The following is a 16,466-nucleotide window of genomic DNA, read 5'->3' as shown; positions in this document are numbered from 1 at the left end:
GGATTGGGGGAGCTAAGGGGGGTTGGTGGTACTGGGAGCTGGTGATGCTCGGAGGGCTGGAGGTGCTGGAGGTGCTGGGGGTACTGCGGGCGCTGGGGGTGCTGGGGGTGCTGGGGGCGCTGCGGTGCTGCGGGTGCTGGAGGTGCTGCGGGTGCTGCTGGGGCTGGGGCAAGTGAACCGTGACAACCAAGAGAGTTAGCGTTCTCGCCATTGCTATGGAAGGCTGGTTGAGCTGGTGTGGTGAGGCCCAGGCCAAGAGAGTCAACCGTTCTCCCCATCGCTAAGGGACCCGAGAGCCGTTATTGGGGGGCAAAAGTTGGATTTCTAATTCTAACGGACTCCACAGCCCTTATTGAGGTGCGTTTGACCGATTTCTTGCCTTTATCCGCAAAATAAGGGCTCTCCAGTCCGTTAAACCGGGAAATGGCCGGGAAATTGGACAATAAGGGCTCTACGGTCCGTTAGCTGAAACGACGGCTCGTTTGCGAACAACAAAAAAAAGCTCCAGGTTGCCAATGAGGCGGCAGCCTGGAGCTTTTGCTGGCGCGGCCTACCGGGCCGGCAGGTCGGCCCAAGCGTCCAGCGGGACGCGGGCCACGAGGTTCAGCCGTGTCCTTTCCCAACCGGGCATTTGCACCAAAAACCCCGATACGAAAACCCCGAGGATCTGCTTTTTATACAAACAAAGTGGTTAAAAAGAGCCAGGGGAGCCGAACCGCCGCGCCTGGCCTCGGCCGACGGCGGACAAATTGCGCTGCGCCGTGCAATCCTCCGGCCGCATGCCCGGCCGGTCCTGCCCGACATTAGCTTCGCCATGCCGGACATAGATTACGTAGCCGCCCTGGCGGAGTTTGTCCCGCAGCGAGGCCGGCAGCAAAGTCGGGCGACTGTCCGGCAGAGAAGCCGCAGCACTCCCTGATTCAGCGTAAAGCGCAAACGACGAAAGTCCAAGCACCAATACCAACACGCCGATGAGGCAAAGTCGATGCTTCATTTTCATCCTAGGTTTCATAGGGTTGACCTCCTTCGCGAACAAGTCACTCTCTCCCCTAGTTTGCACCGGAATGAGGTCATTCATTTCTGGATGAAGGACTCCATTTTTGCTATACTAAGGCTATGAAACCGACCATAACTATGACAAATTCAGAACCGAAGCTTACGAAAAAGGGAAAAGAAACGCGCAGCCGCATCGTCGCGGCCGCCGCTGAACTGATGTTCGAACGCGGAGTCGCCGGGACGAGCGTGGAGGATGTGCAAAAGAAGGCCAAGGTTAGCTCCTCACAGCTCTATCACTACTTTAAGGAGAAGCGGGAGCTGGTGCAGGCGGTCATCCTGTTCCAGACCGAGCAAGTCCTGGGCGCGCAAGAGCCCCTGCTCAGCCATCTGGACAACATGGAGGCTCTGCAAACCTGGCGTGATGCCGTAATCCAGTCGCAAGTTGACCGTGATTATCAAGGCGGCTGCCCAATCGGTTCGCTGGCCAGTGAGCTGGCGGATATGGAACCGGCGGCCCGGATGGCGCTAGCCGCGGGCTTCCTCCAGTGGGAGCAAGCGATCAGCCAAGGGCTGCATGCGATGCGGCAGCGTGGAGAAATGCGAGACGATGCCGATCCGGACCGACTGGCACTGGCGTTGTTGACCGCGGTGCAAGGCGGCCTGCTCATGACGCAGGTCCGCAAGGATATCTGCGCATTGGAGGCTGTGCTTGACGCGATGCTGGAGCATATTCGCTCCCATCTCGTCTAAAGTTCCCCCATCAACTCAGCCATATGGAAGGAGGAAATCATCCGTTTGAATATCCCCGCAACCGGCGAAAAGTGCCTGGTTGCGGGGTTTTTGCATTCAACCTAAAAATGGAGTTGACAATCCAGAAAATTTTAAATAAAATGAGGTCAACCTAGAAAGTGGAGTGGACACTCCAAAAAAATGAGCGGAAGGACCATCATCAAGGTACGTAAACTGTACCGGACAGCAAACGGGCCGCCGTATCCAACTATAAGAGGTGTATGAAAATGACATTCACGCAAACTTTGGAACAAATGAAACAAGAGATGATTGCAAATACCCCGGCTGATGTGTATAACGAATTGAACCGTTTGATCCTTGAACAGCAACAAGCAGGAAATGCATTCGGCTTACAAGAGGGCCAGAAAGCAAAGGATTTTACCTTAAACAACTCGTTGGGGCAACCCGTGAATCTTTACGACGAACTGTCCCAAGGTCCGGTCGTGCTGACTTTCTATCGGGGCGGCTGGTGCCCGTTCTGCAATATGCAACTGCGTACATACCAGAAGTTACTGCCGCAAATCGAAGCAATCGGCGCCCGTCTGATCGCCGTCAGCCCGCAAAGTCCGGACAACACGTTAACCCAACAAGAGAAGGAAGAACTTCAATTTCAGGTACTCAGTGATACGAATGGGTTAACTGCCGCAGCGTATAACATTTTGTACGATTTGCCGGATTACATTCAGGATATTTTTCTGAACAAGTTCAACCTGGATTTGGCTGAGTACAATGCCACCAATCGCTGGATTCTGCCGATTCCGTCCACGTTTATGATCGACGAGTCGGGCATCATCCGCTCTGCCCACATCGAGCCGGACTTTATGAAACGCCCTGATCCGGAGGACATCCTGGAGCGGTTGAGACAGCTGTAATCATCATCTTAGGATCCCGCGATCCGACGCACGCCCCGGTTGATACTGGAACCCCTCCCGTGCCGCGACAGGCGAAGGGCATTCAAAATCACCAAAATCACGCTGAATTCATGAATAAACATCCCCGAGGCTAAATAAATATGCCTCGTTAATACGCCCGCCAGCAACAGAACCACGACCGCTACGGCAAACGAGACGTTTTGCTTCATATTGCGGACCGTGCGCTTCGCCAGCTGGCGGGTATATACGAGTTTATCCAGCCGGTCGGCCATAATGACTGCATCTGCGGTCTCAATCGCGATGTCTGTCCCCGCTCCTCCCATCGCCAGCCCGATGTTCGCGGCCGCAATGGCCGGCGCGTCGTTGATGCCGTCGCCGAGCATCGCCACTCGGTAGCCCTGCCGCTGCCACTCCTGGATAAACGCCACCTTATCTGCCGGAAGCAACCCGGCATGTACCTGATCAACCCCGAGACGGTCCGCAACCTGCTGGGCAGCATACCGGTTGTCGCCAGTCAGCATCACTACCCGCTTCACCCCTTGCTGCTTGAGCCCTTGAATTGCCTCCTGCGCCTCAGCACGAACCGGGTCTGCGATAGCCATGACGCCGATCAGCATCCCGTCAGCAGCCGCGAACACAACCGTATACCCTCGCTTCTCTTGACGTTCTGCCTCGACCCACACCTCCTCGCTGATGGCAACGCCTTGCTGCTCCAACCACTCCCGCTTCCCGACCCGAACCACCTGCCCGCGAACTGTTCCGCGGATTCCGCTACCTTTGTACACCTCCACCTTCTCTGGCCGATCCGCCGGCTCCATATCATCCCGATCCCTCGCTGCGTTAACAATCGCCTGTCCAAGCGGATGTTCCGACGCCGCCTCCACTGAAGCCGCCAACGCCAACAGCTCGCGTTCCTGCACGCCGCCATAGGTGTGAATCGCAACGACGGCTGGTCTCCCTTCTGTTAAGGTCCCGGTCTTGTCGAACACAACCACCTCTGCCTTAGCGAGGTTCTCCAGCACCTCCCCGCCCTTGATCAGCAAGCCGTTAGCCGCGCCGTTTCCCAATCCGGCGACCATCGACACCGGTGCGGAAATCACCAGGGCCCCAGGGCAAGCGATCACCAGAAACGTTAGCGCGAGCTCGGGATTCCGAGAGATGAGGAACACCAGAACCGCCAACAGCAGCATGCCCGGCGTATAGTAAGAAGCAAATTTGTCCAAAAACCTTTGCGTCTTCGCCTTAGACTCCTGGGCTTCTTCCACCAGCTCGATGATTTTGGCAAAAGTGGTGTCCTCCCCAACCTGCTCGGCAATAACTTCAAGGTAGCCTGTATCCACGGTTGTTCCGCTAAACACGCGGTCGTGGACCTGCTTCGCAACAGGTACCGGTTCGCCGGTAATCGCCGCCTCGTTCACGAGGGCTTGGCCGGAAGCAACCTGGCCGTCGACCGCGATCTTGCTGCCGGACGGCAGAAGCACCCGGTCCCCGCGCACCACTTCGGATGCGAGCACCTTGACCTGGGCGCCGTCCCGCAGGACGATGGCTTCTGCTGGGGCCAGGTCGATCAGGGCTTTCAAGGCGGAGCGCGTCTTGCCCAGCGTGATCGCCTCAAGATATGCCCCGAGCTGGAATAAGAAAGCCACCGCAGCCGCCTCAACGTATTCGCCGAGGATGACCGCACCGATCATGGCGATTGTCACCAACAGCTCGATACTGAAGACCCGCAGGAGGAGCGATCGAAAAGCTCTCACCGCGATCGCCCAACCGGATAGAGCCGAGGCCAGCAGCAGTGCGGCGCTCTGGGCCACCTCCCATCCCAGGAGGTGGAACAACCCCGCCAGGGCCAGCAGCAACCCCGACACCAACAGTGCCGCCGTTTTACGAGGTTTGGCCATTGCCGCGCCCTCCTCCCGCCAACACCGGATACCCGAGCTTGGCCAACATACTTTGTAACAGCTCCTCCTGCACCAGGCTTTCATCAAACCGGACCTTGACCTGGCTGGAGTGGAACAACACTTTAACTTCCTGTACCCCCGGCTGTTTCGACAGTGCACTTTCGATTTTCTTGATGCAGCTTGGGCAGGTTAACTCTTCTACGTTCCATTTGACGGTGATCATTGGACATATCCCCTTTCGGTTATCGATGGCTCCATCGTAACTCGGGTTCCAGGGGCTTTCCTTGATTCGCGTCAATTTAAGGATGACCAAAAGATCAGAAGATCCTACGCCAGCCGGTCAGCTGTGGTGGAGCGGCGGATTGATCGGGCTGCCGCCACTCGCGACCGTGACGACGTAATCGGGCTGCCGCCACTCGCAACAGATATTTTCGCGATACCGCCTCGCACACCCAAGATTCCGCCTCTTGCGACAGATTGAACGCTGATGCCTACTCTTGCGACAGATTAAATGTGATACCCGCTCTTGCGGTGGATGGATTGCGATGTCCGCTCTTGCTACAGATTCATCGCTGATGCTACTTCTTCCGACAGATTGATCGCCGGATTCCACTTCTTTGCGACCTATTGAGCGTGGTGCCACCTCTCGGTAAGTCTAACGCTTGTGACAAACGCTATTTGCCCCAAAACAGGGTGTTTCCAAATGTAACGCTTGCCAAACACCTTATTTGGTCAAATTCCCGTGTTTCGCAGTGTTTTTTCCGTACATAAGCACGCTGACAAGCGTTAGAACGCCAACCCCCCTGTTTTTCGCCAAATAAGACTCGTGGTAAGCGTTAGCGTAAACATCAAGCGACCGGGCGACTAAGTAACCAGCACCAGGTGGCCGACCAAACGATCGGGCGACTAAGTAACCAGCACCAGGTGGCCGACCAAACGATCGAGCAACTAAGAACCAGCACCAGGTGGCCGACCAAGCGATCGAGCAACTAAGAACCAGCACCAGGTGACCGACCAAGCGATTGAGCAACCAAAAACCAGCAACCCGGTGACCGACCAAGCGATCGAGCAACCAAGAACCAGCATCCGGGCAATCGAACAACCAACCAGCAACTATGCAACCAGCCGGGCGATCAAGTAACCAAGTCACCATCAACCGGCGACCGGCCAAATGGCCGAGCAACCGGGGGACTGACCTATCAAGCGACCAAGCAACCAAGCCCCTAGTAACGATGCGACCTAGCGACCATGCAACCAGCAACCACGTAACCGCAACAACCCTGCCACTCACCAACCGGAGACCCTAACACAGCCCAGCCCGGCCACCCCGGACAACCCGAATTTATTCCTCGGCGGCAGGCGTTAGCCTAATCAATCCGCGCCCAGTGCCCCTCCCCTACCGGAAAAAATTTATTTTAAATTAGCTATTGCCGTCCGAAACACTTCCTGCTAATATAAAGGAGCATGATTTTTGGAAAGGTTGTATTCAATATATCGCGAGTCTTTCCAAGCAGATAATTTTTGACCACTTCCCAAGGGAAGTTAAGGCCATACGGACAGCCGGGTCAAATGCCGATTGGCAACTTAGTTGCCTTATTGATTGAGTTAAAAGCTCAAATTTTATAAGTTGGTTACTTTACAACCAGTGCATATGCACATCAACTTGTGAAACGGTCAATAAGAGTGGTAAAGGCGAATTATTTGCTAAATAGACTCTGATCAAAGCATGATATATTGAATATTAAGACTTCCACTACGTGCGTTCGTGCGAGGATTTCGTACGGCGATACAGACGGGCGTTCGTCCGTCGTTATGGAGCTTTTCTTAATATTGACTATATCAGAAGCAAGTGATGATGCGCAGGTATGCGTATGTTCACTTGCTTTTTTTACGTTTCACGCCCGCTATGCAAAAATTCAAAGAAGGTTAGGAGATGGAAAAATGGGAAAAGCACTGATCATCGGCTGCGGCGGCGTCGCTGCTGTAGCCATCCACAAATGCGTTCAAAACAGCGAGGTATTTGAAGAAATTTGCATCGCGAGCCGCACCAAGTCGAAATGCGACGCGCTGAAAGCGAAACTGGACGGCGGCAAAACGAAAATCACGACAGCTCAAGTGGATGCCAACAACGTCGACGAGCTGATCGCACTGATCAACGAAGTAAAACCGGACGTGGTGATGAACCTGGCTCTGCCGTATCAAGATCTGACGATCATGGATGCCTGCCTGGCAACCAAGACGAACTATATGGATACCGCCAACTATGAGCCGGAAGATACCGCGAAATTCGAATACAAATGGCAATGGGAATACCGTGAGCGCTTTGAGCAAGCCGGCATTACCGCGCTGCTGGGCAGCGGCTTTGACCCAGGCGTAACCGGGGTATTTTCCGCGTATGCGCTGAAACATCACTTCGACGAAATCGAGTACATCGACATTCTCGACTGCAACGCGGGCGACCACGGCTATCCGTTTGCGACGAACTTCAACCCGGAGATTAACATCCGCGAAGTGTCCGCGAAGGGCAGCTACTGGGAGAACGGCGAATGGATTGAAACCGAGCCGATGGAGATCAAACGCGTCTATAACTTCCCGGAAATCGGGGAGAAAGATATGTACCTGCTGCACCATGAGGAAATCGAGTCCCTTGCCCTCAATATTCCGGGTATCAAACGGATCCGCTTCTTCATGACGTTTGGCCAAAGCTACCTGACGCACCTGAAATGCCTCGAAAATGTCGGCATGACCTCGATCGAGCCGATCGAATTCGAAGGTAAGCAAATCGTACCGCTGCAGTTCCTGAAAGCCGTACTGCCGGATCCATCTTCGCTTGGACCGCGTACGAAGGGCAAAACGAACATTGGTTGTATTTTCAAAGGGAAAAAAGACGGCAAAGATAAGCTGTACTATGTATATAACGTGTGCGACCACGAAGAATGCTATAAAGAAGTCGGCTCCCAAGCTGTTGCTTACACGACCGGCGTACCGGCGATGATCGGCGCGATGATGCTGATGAACGGTACTTGGAACAAACCAGGCGTTTACAACATCGAAGAGTTCGATCCGGATCCATTCATGGATGCGCTGAACAAATGGGGTCTGCCATGGCAAGAAAGCTTCAATCCAGAGCTGGTAGACGCGTTCCCGGAAGAGGAGACCTCCGCAGAGCGCAAAGAAACGGAGTACGTTAGATAATATGCGCTTCGAGGAACTGCCAACACCTTGTTATGTGGTCGATGAGAAACTTTTGGAACAAAACCTGAAGATCCTGGGCGGCATCATGGAGCGGACGGGCGCGAAGATTATTTTGGCGCAAAAAGCATTTTCAATGTACACCACCTATCCGCTGATCGGACAGTATCTGAGCGGTACGGCATCCAGCGGCCTGTTCGAAGCCCGGCTCGGTCACGAGGCGATGGGCAAGGAGAATCACGTTTTTGCCCCGGCTTACCGCGACGATCAGATGGACGAAATCATCGAGCTCTGCGACCATGTGATCTTCAACTCGTTCTCCCAAGTGGAGAAATATCGCGATCGGGTGCTGGCGGCCGGCAAAAAAATCGGTTTGCGCATCAACCCGGAATGCTCTACGCAAGTAGGGCATGACATCTATAACCCATGCGCGGTGGGCTCGCGGTTTGGCGTGACGATCGAGCATTTCCGTCCGGAGCTGCTGGATGGCGTATCCGGCCTTCATTTTCATACCTTGTGCCAGCAGAACTCGGACGATTTGGCGACAACGCTGGATGCGATCGAGGAGAAGTTCGGAACGTGGCTGCCGCAAATGGAATGGATTAATTTCGGCGGCGGCCATCATATCACGCGCGAGGACTACGATATCCCGCTGCTTGAAGCTTGCATTCGTCGGATGCAGGACAAATACGGTCTGGAGGTGTATCTGGAGCCGGGCGAAGCCGTCGCGCTGAACGCCGGTTACCTGATCACCACCGTGCTGGATACAATGAAGAACGGCATGGACATCGCCATCGTGGATGCCTCGGCTTCCTGCCATATGCCGGACGTGCTCGAGATGCCATACCGTCCGCCGCTGTTTGGTTCGGGCGAAGCCGGCGAGAAGCCGTATACCTACAGGCTGGGCGGACCAACCTGCCTGTCCGGGGACAATATCGGCGACTACTCGTTCGACGAACCGCTGAAGCCCGGCGACCGTCTGGTGTTCGGCGACATGGCGATCTATTCGATGGTGAAGAACACCACCTTCAACGGGATGCCTTTACCAGCTCTCGTGCTGCAGCGTAAGGACGGCGATTGCGAAATTCTGCATGAGTTTGGGTATGAAGATTTTAAGATGCGGTTGGCGTAAGACGCCTCGATCGCTGAAATGGAGACTGCCCGGTCAGGAGATTGACGACTGACGGGTGGTCCTTTTTTTGTCCAAAACCATAGTCCTGCACACTATCCTCATAGAAATACACCTTTATTTGGAAAACAATCCTGATTTATGATGGATTTGCGGTACCTATACCTATCCTGGCGAATGGGGGGAATGCGCCTTTTTATGATATCGCTTACATTGGTAACCTGTACAGATTTCGTCAAGGAAACTCTGCGGGGCTCACCACGACCTACTCTGCCAGATGTAAGAATCGAGAAATCTTTATTCTGAAAGGAGAATGAATTTCGTGAAAAGCCAAAGCCAAAGACGCATTATCGCCTGGATCTGTGTCGTCACCCTGTTCGCCGCAACCTTCTTCACCTCGGCAGGGTGGACCCCACCGGTTCAAGCGGCAGGGGGATCGAATCTGGCTGCGGGCAAGACCGCGTCAGAGTCCGGTCATGCCGATGTTTATACCGCCTCCAACGTCACCGACGGCAATGCCGATACGTATTGGGAAAGTACGAACAACGCGTTTCCCGAATGGGTTCAGGTCGATCTCGGCAGCGCGACGCAGATTGATCAAGTCGTCCTGAAGCTGCCGGCCGGTTGGGAGAGCCGGTCACAGACCTTGTCCGTGCAGGGAAGCACCAACGGATCCAGCTTTACGGATCTGAAGGCCTCTGCCAGCTATACGTTTGATCCTGCCGCCGCCAATCAGGTGACGATCAACTTTACTACCGCCAGCGTCCGGTACGTGCGCATCCAGATTACGGCCAATACCGTCTGGCCGGCTGGTCAGCTCTCCGAAGTGGAGGTATACGGCGCTTCTCCGGCCGCACCTTCCGTGATTCCGGGCAAGATCGAGGCCGAAAATTTCACCGCGATGAACGGCATCCAGACGGAGCCCACCTCGGATACGGGCGGCGGTCTGAATGTCGGCTGGATCCATGTCGGCGATTGGCTGGATTATAACGTCAACGTCGTTAGCGCAGGCACCTACACCGTCGAGTACCGTGTAGCGAGCAATGTCAGCACAGGTGCGATCCAGCTGCAATCCGGCGGAACGACGCTGGCTACGACGACGGTTCCGAACACCGGAGGGTGGCAAAATTGGCAGACCGTCACGGCCAACGTGACGCTCAGCGCTGGAACGCAAACCCTTAGAGTCTACGCCAGCGGCTATGACTTCAATATCAACTGGATTGCGTTTACGGCTGGAACCAGCGGCGCGGATACTCAGTCGCCAACCGCTCCGGCCGACCTGGCGTTTACGCAGCCAACCTCCGGCTCGATCAAACTGACCTGGAGCGCCGCCACCGATAACGTAGGCGTCACCGGATACGACATTTATGCCAATGGACAGCTTCGCGCCAGCGTCAACGGATCGGCATTAACTTATACGGACTCGCAGCCTGACGGGGTTACGGTATCCTACTACGTTGTGGCTAAAGATGCAGCCGGCAATGCATCCGCACCAAGCAATACCGTAACGCGGACCGGATCCACAGGAGGAGAAGAAGGATCCAATCTTGCCATCGGCAAGACGATCACCGCGTCCTCCTCAACATTCACCTTTGTTGCCGCAAATGCCAATGATAACGATATCTCTACCTATTGGGAGGGCAACGGCCATCCAAGCACACTTACCGTGGACCTGGGTGCCAATGCGAACCTGACGTCGATTGTCCTCAAGCTGAACCCTGCCAGCGACTGGGCAACGCGCACGCAAACCATTCAAGTGCTGGGACACAACCAAGAGGCAACTAGCTTCACCAACTTGGTTTCGGCGGCCTCCTATACGTTTAATCCCGCATCACAAAACACCGTCACGATTCCTGTGAGCGCCACGGTGAGTCAGGTTCAACTGCGGTTTACGGCCAATACCGGTGCACCGGGCGGGCAAGTGGCCGAGTTCCAGATCTTTGGTACGCCCGCACCCAATCCCGATCTGACTGTAACCAACCTCTCTTGGTCCCCGGCTTCTCCGGACGAAACGCAAGCCGTTACACTAAATGCCACCGTCCGTAACGCAGGTACCGTTGCATCTGGGGCTACGAATGTGAACTTCTACTTAGGCAGCACGCTGGTGGGTACGGCTCCCGTTGGCGCGCTTGCTCCTGGCGCTACGGCAAACGTCTCCGCGAATATCGGCGCGAAGGAAGCCGGGTCGTACGCGGTTGTCGCCAAGGTGGATGAGAACAACGCAGTTTTTGAAACCAATGAGGGGAACAACAGCTACACCCACACCTCGCAATTGACGATCGGCCAGGTACAAAGCTCGGATCTGATTGCAACGGCGGTTTGGACGCCTTCCAATCCAAGCGCAGGTAACACCGTTACTTTTACCGTGAATCTGAAAAATCAAGGGACGATCGCTTCCGCCGGCGGCGCACACGCCATTACGTTGGAACTGAAGAACGGCTCAGGGGCGACCGTACAAACCTTAAGCGGTTCTTATACCGGTTCTCTCGCTCCGGGAGCGTCGACCAATGTGACGATGGGAACTTGGACCGCAGTAAACGGCAGCTATACGGTGACGACAACGGTAGCCGCAGATGCGAACGAAGTGGCCGTAAAACGGAACAACAACACCGCGACTGCCAGCTTATATTCCGGACGGGGTGCGAACATGCCGTTCACCGTTCTGGAGGCCGAAGCTTCCTCCAACAACACCAACGGAACGAAGCTGGCGCCAAACTTTACGCCGGGCGATTTTGCCGGTGAAGCTTCCGGGCGTTCCGCCGTTTATCTGGACGCCACAGGAGAGTACGTGGAGTTTACGTTAACCTCGCCGGCCAATGCGTTTGTGTTGCGCAATGCCGTCGCGGAGAATACGACAGGCACGGTCAGCATTTACGCCAACGGCGTGGATAAAGGGAATTTCACCGTGACCTCTAAATTCTCTTACCTGTATGCAACGCCTTCTACGCTCGGGCGGCTTGGTTATGACAACTCAGGCTCCAAGGCTTACTGGTTATACGAAGATTCCCAGCTCTTGCTCGATCAAGTATATCCGGCTGGAACCAAAATCCGAATCCAGAAGGACGCCGGAGATGTTCCGTGGATTTATGTGGACATGATCGAGACGGAAAATGTGGCACCGCCGGCAACCAACCCGGATCCAAGTAAATACGTTCAAGTGTCGAGCACCAAATCGATTGAACAAGCGCTGAACGAATTCCGTCAGGATTCGTCCAAGAAAGGGATTTTCATTCCGGCAGGGGAGTGGACGATCTCCTCGAAAATTTTCCTGTACGGTCGGGCTACCGAAATTATTGGGGCGGGTCCTTGGCACACCAAGCTGGTCGCTCCGCAAGACCAAACCAACACCGACGTTGGCTTTAACATCAGCTCTGCCGCAAACGGCTCCACCATCAAGGACTTGTCCGCCTGGGGGAACTACATCTACCGGCAAGACGGCCCCGGCAAGTTTATCGACGGAAACGGCATGCAGAATGTCACCATCGAGAACGTTTGGGCTGAACATTTCGTTTGCCTGTATTGGGGGGTAAACTCCTCGCACAATACGTTTAAAAACAACCGCATCAAAAACATGTTTGCAGACGGCATCAACATGACCAACGGCTCTTCTTACAACGTGATCGACAATAACTATGCCCGCGGGACAGGCGACGACTCATTTGCGTTGTTTAGCGCGATCGACGCCGGCGGCTCTTATAATGTAGGTAATAAATACACCAACCTCACCGCCGTCAACGTCCGCCGCGCCGCCGCTTTCGCTGTCTACGGCGGCCAGAACAACCTGTTCCAGAACTTGTATGGCGCTGATACGCTCACGTATCCCGGCGTGACCATCAGCAGCTTAAGCTTTGGCTACAATACGCTGGGCTTCGGCGACCAGGATACCGTTATCGACGGCGTTACGCTCGACCGCACCGGCGGAGACTTCTGGACCAGTGTGGGGGCCGACGACAAGATCAACGATTACCAGAACTTTGGCGCGATCTGGTTCTACGGCGGAGACCGGGACTTCAAGAATATCCTGGTGAAGAACGTCGACATCAATAACCCGGTGTATTTCGGCTTGATGTTCCAATCCAAATCGCCGGAGAATCTGCCGATGCAGAACGTGCGGCTGGAGAACATTACGATCAACAACCCAACTCGATACGGGATTAAACTGGTGGTTCGAGCCGAAGACGGCCAGGGGCCTGCCGTTGGCGAAGCAAGCTTCACCAATGTCAAGGTGAATAACCCGGGCATTACGGCCATCTATGGCGAGAACCAATCACCGAACTTCCACGTGATCCGGGGAGCGGGAAATAACTGGTGATCCCGATCCACAGAATCAAGACGGTACCGGTCTTTGACCGGTGCCGTCTTTTTTTCACACCCAAAATCGGCATAACTCTCCAGCTCAAGGGTAAGCTATGCCTTAAAAACAGGAGGTTGTCCGAGCCGCATGAACAAGCAAGTTTTAGCGCCCCATGAATCCATAGACCTTCATGAAATCCTCAATTTCAAGACGCTCTGCCTGGCGAAGTCCAAATTGATGCAAGGCCTCGTGTTCGATCAAGACCTAAAGGATTTGATGCAAAAGGACGTGGAGCAAACGCTGCAAGCCCTGCAGGATCTCCAGGCCTTGTATGGCCAGGTTCCTTTTCAGGCCCCCGTTCCCGAAAGCCGGCCCAAGCCGATTATCCAGTAGAAGGAGTACCGATATATGAATCATGACTATCAAGACCCGATTAATGCGCTGAATATGCCGGAAATCGCGGACATGACCTTCGCCACGGACTTCCTGATTCGGGCCAAGGAAGGCGTGCGCAATATTGCGATCGCCCTGACGGAGACCGCCTCGCCGGAAGCCCGAATTTTACTGCGGAACTTGTTAAGACAGGGGATCGCCATGCACCAGGAGATTACGGAACTGATGATACGCAAGAAATGGTTCCATCCCTACGACTTGTCCGAGCAATATCAGCTGGATCAACTGTCGGCCAAGAACACGATGATGATTGGACAAATGGAGTTGTTCCCTGCGGACACGCGGCGGATCGGCATGTTTGATCGGACGCCGGACGAGCAGAGGGAGGAGAGCCAAGCATGAAGGCCGTAACCTATCAGGGAATCAAAAACGTGACTGTCAAAGAGGTCCCCGCTCCAAAGATCCAGAAGCCCGATGACATGATCATCAAAATCACCAGCACGGCGATTTGCGGCTCGGACCTTCACTTAATCCACGGAATGATCCCCAACTTGCAGGAGGACTATATCATCGGCCATGAACCGATGGGGATTGTCGAGGAAGTGGGCCCTGAGGTAACCCATCTGAAGAAGGGAGACCGGGTCATTATCCCGTTTACGATCGCTTGCGGGGAATGTTTTTACTGCAAAAACCACTTGGAAAGCCAATGCGACAACGCAAACGAAAACGGCGATATGGGCGCATACTTCGGTTACTCCGGCAATACGGGCGGATATCCCGGCGGGCAGGCCGAGTATCTGCGCGTGCCGTACGCCAACTTTACCCACTATAAAATTCCGGAAAGCTGCGAACAGCCGGACGAGAAGCTAGCCCTCATCTCCGACGCGATGCCGACGGCTTATTGGAGTGTGGATAATGCGGGGGTAAAGGAAGGGGACACCGTGATCGTATTGGGCTGCGGCCCGATTGGACTGCTTGCGCAGAAGTTCGCCTGGTTCAAGGGGGCCAAGCGGGTGATCGCCGTGGATTACGTGGATTATCGGCTGCAGCATGCCAAGCGGACGAACCAGGTGGAAACCGTCAATTTCGAGCAATACGATCATGTCGGATCCTATCTTAAGGAAATCACGAAAGGCGGCGCGGACGTCGTCATCGATGCGGTGGGCATGGACGGAAAAATGACCAACCTGGAGTTTCTGGCCAGTGGCCTGAAGCTGCAGGGGGGAGCCATGAGCGCCATCGTAATCGCCTCCCAAGCGGTCCGCAAAGGCGGCACGATTCAAATTACCGGCGTGTACGGCGGACGATATAACGGGTTTCCGCTCGGCGACTTGATGCAGCGGAACGTGAACATCCGGTCCGGCCAAGCCCCGGTCATCCATTATATGCCGTACATGTACGAGCTGATTTCTTCCGGTAAGGTCGATCCCGGCGACATCATCACCCATGTGATTCCGCTGGACGAAGCCCAACGCGGCTACGAAGTTTTTGATACCAAGACCGATGGATGTATCAAGGTGATTTTGAAACCGTAATCCTTACGACACCCGAGCAGGAGGACAACCACCATGAATAGAGCGAACCAGGCTTTGCACGAAACCTTGGAGGTCCATGAACTGGCCGCCTCCAAAACCATCGCTTTAACCAAAGCGAAAACGATGCAGCTCTTGGTCTCGGATCCCGAGCTGAAGCAAATCTTGCAGCATGATGTTCAAATATCCACGCAGCAATTGCACGAGCTGAGCGGGCTGCTGTCCATTGATCCGAGGGGAGGAGTCGAGCAATGAATCCTGTGCTGGAATATTTGATGGGACTGGACAAATTAACGGACGAGGTCGTGGCGATGGATTATTTACTGAACGCCAAAACCTCCGTCCGCAACTACGCCATGGCTGTCACGGAATGCGCTACGCCCGAGGTTCGCAACGTCCTAACCAAGCAGCTGGAGGAGGCCATCGACGCCCATGAAATGATCATGGGTTACATGATGAAGCGCGGCTTCTATAAACCCTACGACGTGGAGGATCAAATCGGACGGGACCTGCAAAACATCGATATTGCGCTAAACATCCCTTCCTGATGCAATGGGATAATCATAAAAAGGTCGGCCAGGAGAGAGATTCCTGACCGACCTTTTTTGGGGAGATCTTTAAATTGGCAGCAGCTTGACGCGATCCTGCGATTTCAAGCCTTCCACCATGTCATACCACGCTTGCGGCTTGTTCGGCAGCACCGTGTAATACCGCTGCAGGAATTGCACGATCAGCGCCGTTTCCAGGCTGTCGTCGCTGCCGTCCATCGGCAGGAAGCAGAGGTCCAGCCCGCTGACCGCTTCTCCGTCATTGTTCCAGGAGGGATGTACGTAAGGGAAATCTAGACGCATATACCCGAGATGAGACAACACTTCGCGGCGCACGTACGGATCCATCGGCTTCACGCCGCCGAACTCGTGATGCTCCACCCGGTAAGGATCGTAAATTTCCGCGAACATCCCGCGCAACTTCTTCCCGTTCTCCTCCGCCAAGGCGTGCAAATCGCGCAGCCGGCGATCCGCCAGGAAGCGGCCGATGCCAAGCCCGGCTTGGCCGATAATCGTAAAGTCGGTCATCGCCACGTTGAAATCTTCGTAATAGCGATACTCCGTTGCCCCTACGACCTGGCCTTCGTGCACCGCAACGAATACGCGGATGCCGGGGTCTTCCAGCGGTTCTTTCCAAAGGTCGAATTCCAGCACTTCTTCCGGCGGGAACACGTTTTGCATCAGCTGATGCATCGATTTGAATAAAGGATCCTGAATATTCGTAATTCGGATGTATTCCATAAAGGTACATTGCCTCCTTTTTTGTATTTTTATATTATATACCACCAATACGGCTCCAGCTAAAATAACAGCCTTTCCGCCC

16 protein-coding genes are annotated in these 16,466 nt (G+C 54.6%); 12 read left to right on the top strand and 4 right to left on the bottom strand.

Annotated features, from left to right (window positions below; translation table 11 throughout):
* The first annotated feature begins 22 nt into the window (after positions 1–22).
* A complete protein-coding gene (locus BN3277_RS25710) occupies positions 23–199 on the top strand; it encodes a hypothetical protein (RefSeq protein WP_187380038.1) in 177 nt (58 codons plus the stop codon).
* Between the two features lie 492 nt (positions 200–691).
* Here the strand turns inward: BN3277_RS25710 and BN3277_RS06065 are convergent, their stop codons facing one another.
* Entirely contained in the window at positions 692–1,012 is a 321-nt protein-coding gene (locus BN3277_RS06065) for a histidine phosphatase family protein (RefSeq protein ID WP_059041388.1), read from the bottom strand.
* Positions 1,013–1,134: 122 nt separating this feature from the next.
* Here BN3277_RS06065 and BN3277_RS06060 point away from each other — a divergent pair, with 122 nt between their 5' ends.
* Positions 1,135–1,746 (top strand): TetR/AcrR family transcriptional regulator, encoded by a 612-nt coding sequence (locus BN3277_RS06060; RefSeq protein ID WP_059041387.1) that lies wholly within the window; start codon positions 1,135–1,137, stop codon positions 1,744–1,746.
* Between the two features lie 266 nt (positions 1,747–2,012).
* Complete coding sequence (locus BN3277_RS06055; RefSeq protein ID WP_059041386.1) at positions 2,013–2,657, top strand: peroxiredoxin-like family protein; 645 nt, start codon at positions 2,013–2,015, stop codon at positions 2,655–2,657.
* Positions 2,658–2,665: 8 nt separating this feature from the next.
* On the opposite strand, the gene BN3277_RS06050 is transcribed toward BN3277_RS06055, so the two are convergent.
* Positions 2,666–4,555: a heavy metal translocating P-type ATPase gene (locus BN3277_RS06050; RefSeq protein WP_059041385.1), complete on the bottom strand. Its 1,890-nt coding sequence runs from the start codon at positions 4,553–4,555 to the stop codon at positions 2,666–2,668.
* Positions 4,539–4,778 carry a heavy-metal-associated domain-containing protein gene (locus tag BN3277_RS06045; RefSeq protein ID WP_059041384.1) on the bottom strand — a complete coding sequence of 80 codons (240 nt, stop codon included), beginning with the start codon at positions 4,776–4,778 and terminating at the stop codon, positions 4,539–4,541. The genes BN3277_RS06050 and BN3277_RS06045 overlap by 17 nt, the downstream gene beginning before the upstream one ends.
* A gap of 783 nt (positions 4,779–5,561) precedes the next feature.
* Between BN3277_RS06045 and BN3277_RS26215 the strand changes: the two genes are divergently transcribed.
* The 9 genes from BN3277_RS26215 to BN3277_RS06005 all read left to right on the top strand — a co-directional run bounded on the left by BN3277_RS26215 (position 5,562) and on the right by BN3277_RS06005 (position 15,643).
* Entirely contained in the window at positions 5,562–5,696 is a 135-nt protein-coding gene (locus BN3277_RS26215) for a hypothetical protein (protein ID WP_262362866.1), read from the top strand.
* A gap of 800 nt (positions 5,697–6,496) precedes the next feature.
* Positions 6,497–7,750, top strand: a complete 1,254-nt coding sequence (locus BN3277_RS06040) for a saccharopine dehydrogenase family protein (RefSeq protein WP_059041383.1) — start codon at positions 6,497–6,499, stop codon at positions 7,748–7,750.
* A 1-nt stretch (position 7,751) separates the two neighbouring features.
* On the top strand, positions 7,752–8,879 hold the full coding sequence (gene nspC / locus BN3277_RS06035) for a carboxynorspermidine decarboxylase (RefSeq protein WP_059041382.1): 1,128 nt from the start codon (positions 7,752–7,754) through the stop codon (positions 8,877–8,879).
* A gap of 310 nt (positions 8,880–9,189) precedes the next feature.
* The gene (locus tag BN3277_RS06030; protein ID WP_059041381.1) at positions 9,190–13,188 is read left to right on the top strand and encodes a carbohydrate-binding protein; all 3,999 of its coding nucleotides are present in this window, start codon (positions 9,190–9,192) and stop codon (positions 13,186–13,188) included.
* 129 nt (positions 13,189–13,317) lie between these two features.
* Positions 13,318–13,563: a hypothetical protein gene (locus BN3277_RS06025; protein ID WP_059041380.1), complete on the top strand. Its 246-nt coding sequence runs from the start codon at positions 13,318–13,320 to the stop codon at positions 13,561–13,563.
* Positions 13,564–13,578: 15 nt separating this feature from the next.
* Positions 13,579–13,965 (top strand): spore coat protein, encoded by a 387-nt coding sequence (locus BN3277_RS06020; RefSeq protein ID WP_059041379.1) that lies wholly within the window; start codon positions 13,579–13,581, stop codon positions 13,963–13,965.
* Positions 13,962–15,098: a zinc-dependent alcohol dehydrogenase gene (locus BN3277_RS06015; RefSeq protein WP_059041378.1), complete on the top strand. Its 1,137-nt coding sequence runs from the start codon at positions 13,962–13,964 to the stop codon at positions 15,096–15,098. The genes BN3277_RS06020 and BN3277_RS06015 overlap by 4 nt, the downstream gene beginning before the upstream one ends.
* A gap of 33 nt (positions 15,099–15,131) precedes the next feature.
* Positions 15,132–15,350 (top strand): hypothetical protein, encoded by a 219-nt coding sequence (locus BN3277_RS06010; protein WP_059041377.1) that lies wholly within the window; start codon positions 15,132–15,134, stop codon positions 15,348–15,350.
* Positions 15,347–15,643, top strand: a complete 297-nt coding sequence (locus BN3277_RS06005; RefSeq protein ID WP_059041376.1) for a spore coat protein — start codon at positions 15,347–15,349, stop codon at positions 15,641–15,643. Before BN3277_RS06010 ends, BN3277_RS06005 begins: the two co-directional genes overlap by 4 nt.
* A 69-nt stretch (positions 15,644–15,712) precedes the next feature.
* Here the strand turns inward: BN3277_RS06005 and BN3277_RS06000 are convergent, their stop codons facing one another.
* Positions 15,713–16,384 carry a GNAT family N-acetyltransferase gene (locus tag BN3277_RS06000; protein WP_059041375.1) on the bottom strand — a complete coding sequence of 224 codons (672 nt, stop codon included), beginning with the start codon at positions 16,382–16,384 and terminating at the stop codon, positions 15,713–15,715.
* Positions 16,385–16,466 lie beyond the last annotated feature (82 nt).

Source organism: Paenibacillus rubinfantis, from assembly GCF_001486505.1.
GTDB classification, from domain to species: Bacteria; Bacillota; Bacilli; order Paenibacillales; family Paenibacillaceae; genus Fontibacillus; species Fontibacillus rubinfantis.
Note: the sequence above shows the minus strand (reverse complement) of the source record. Positions and strands in the feature narration are given on the sequence as shown.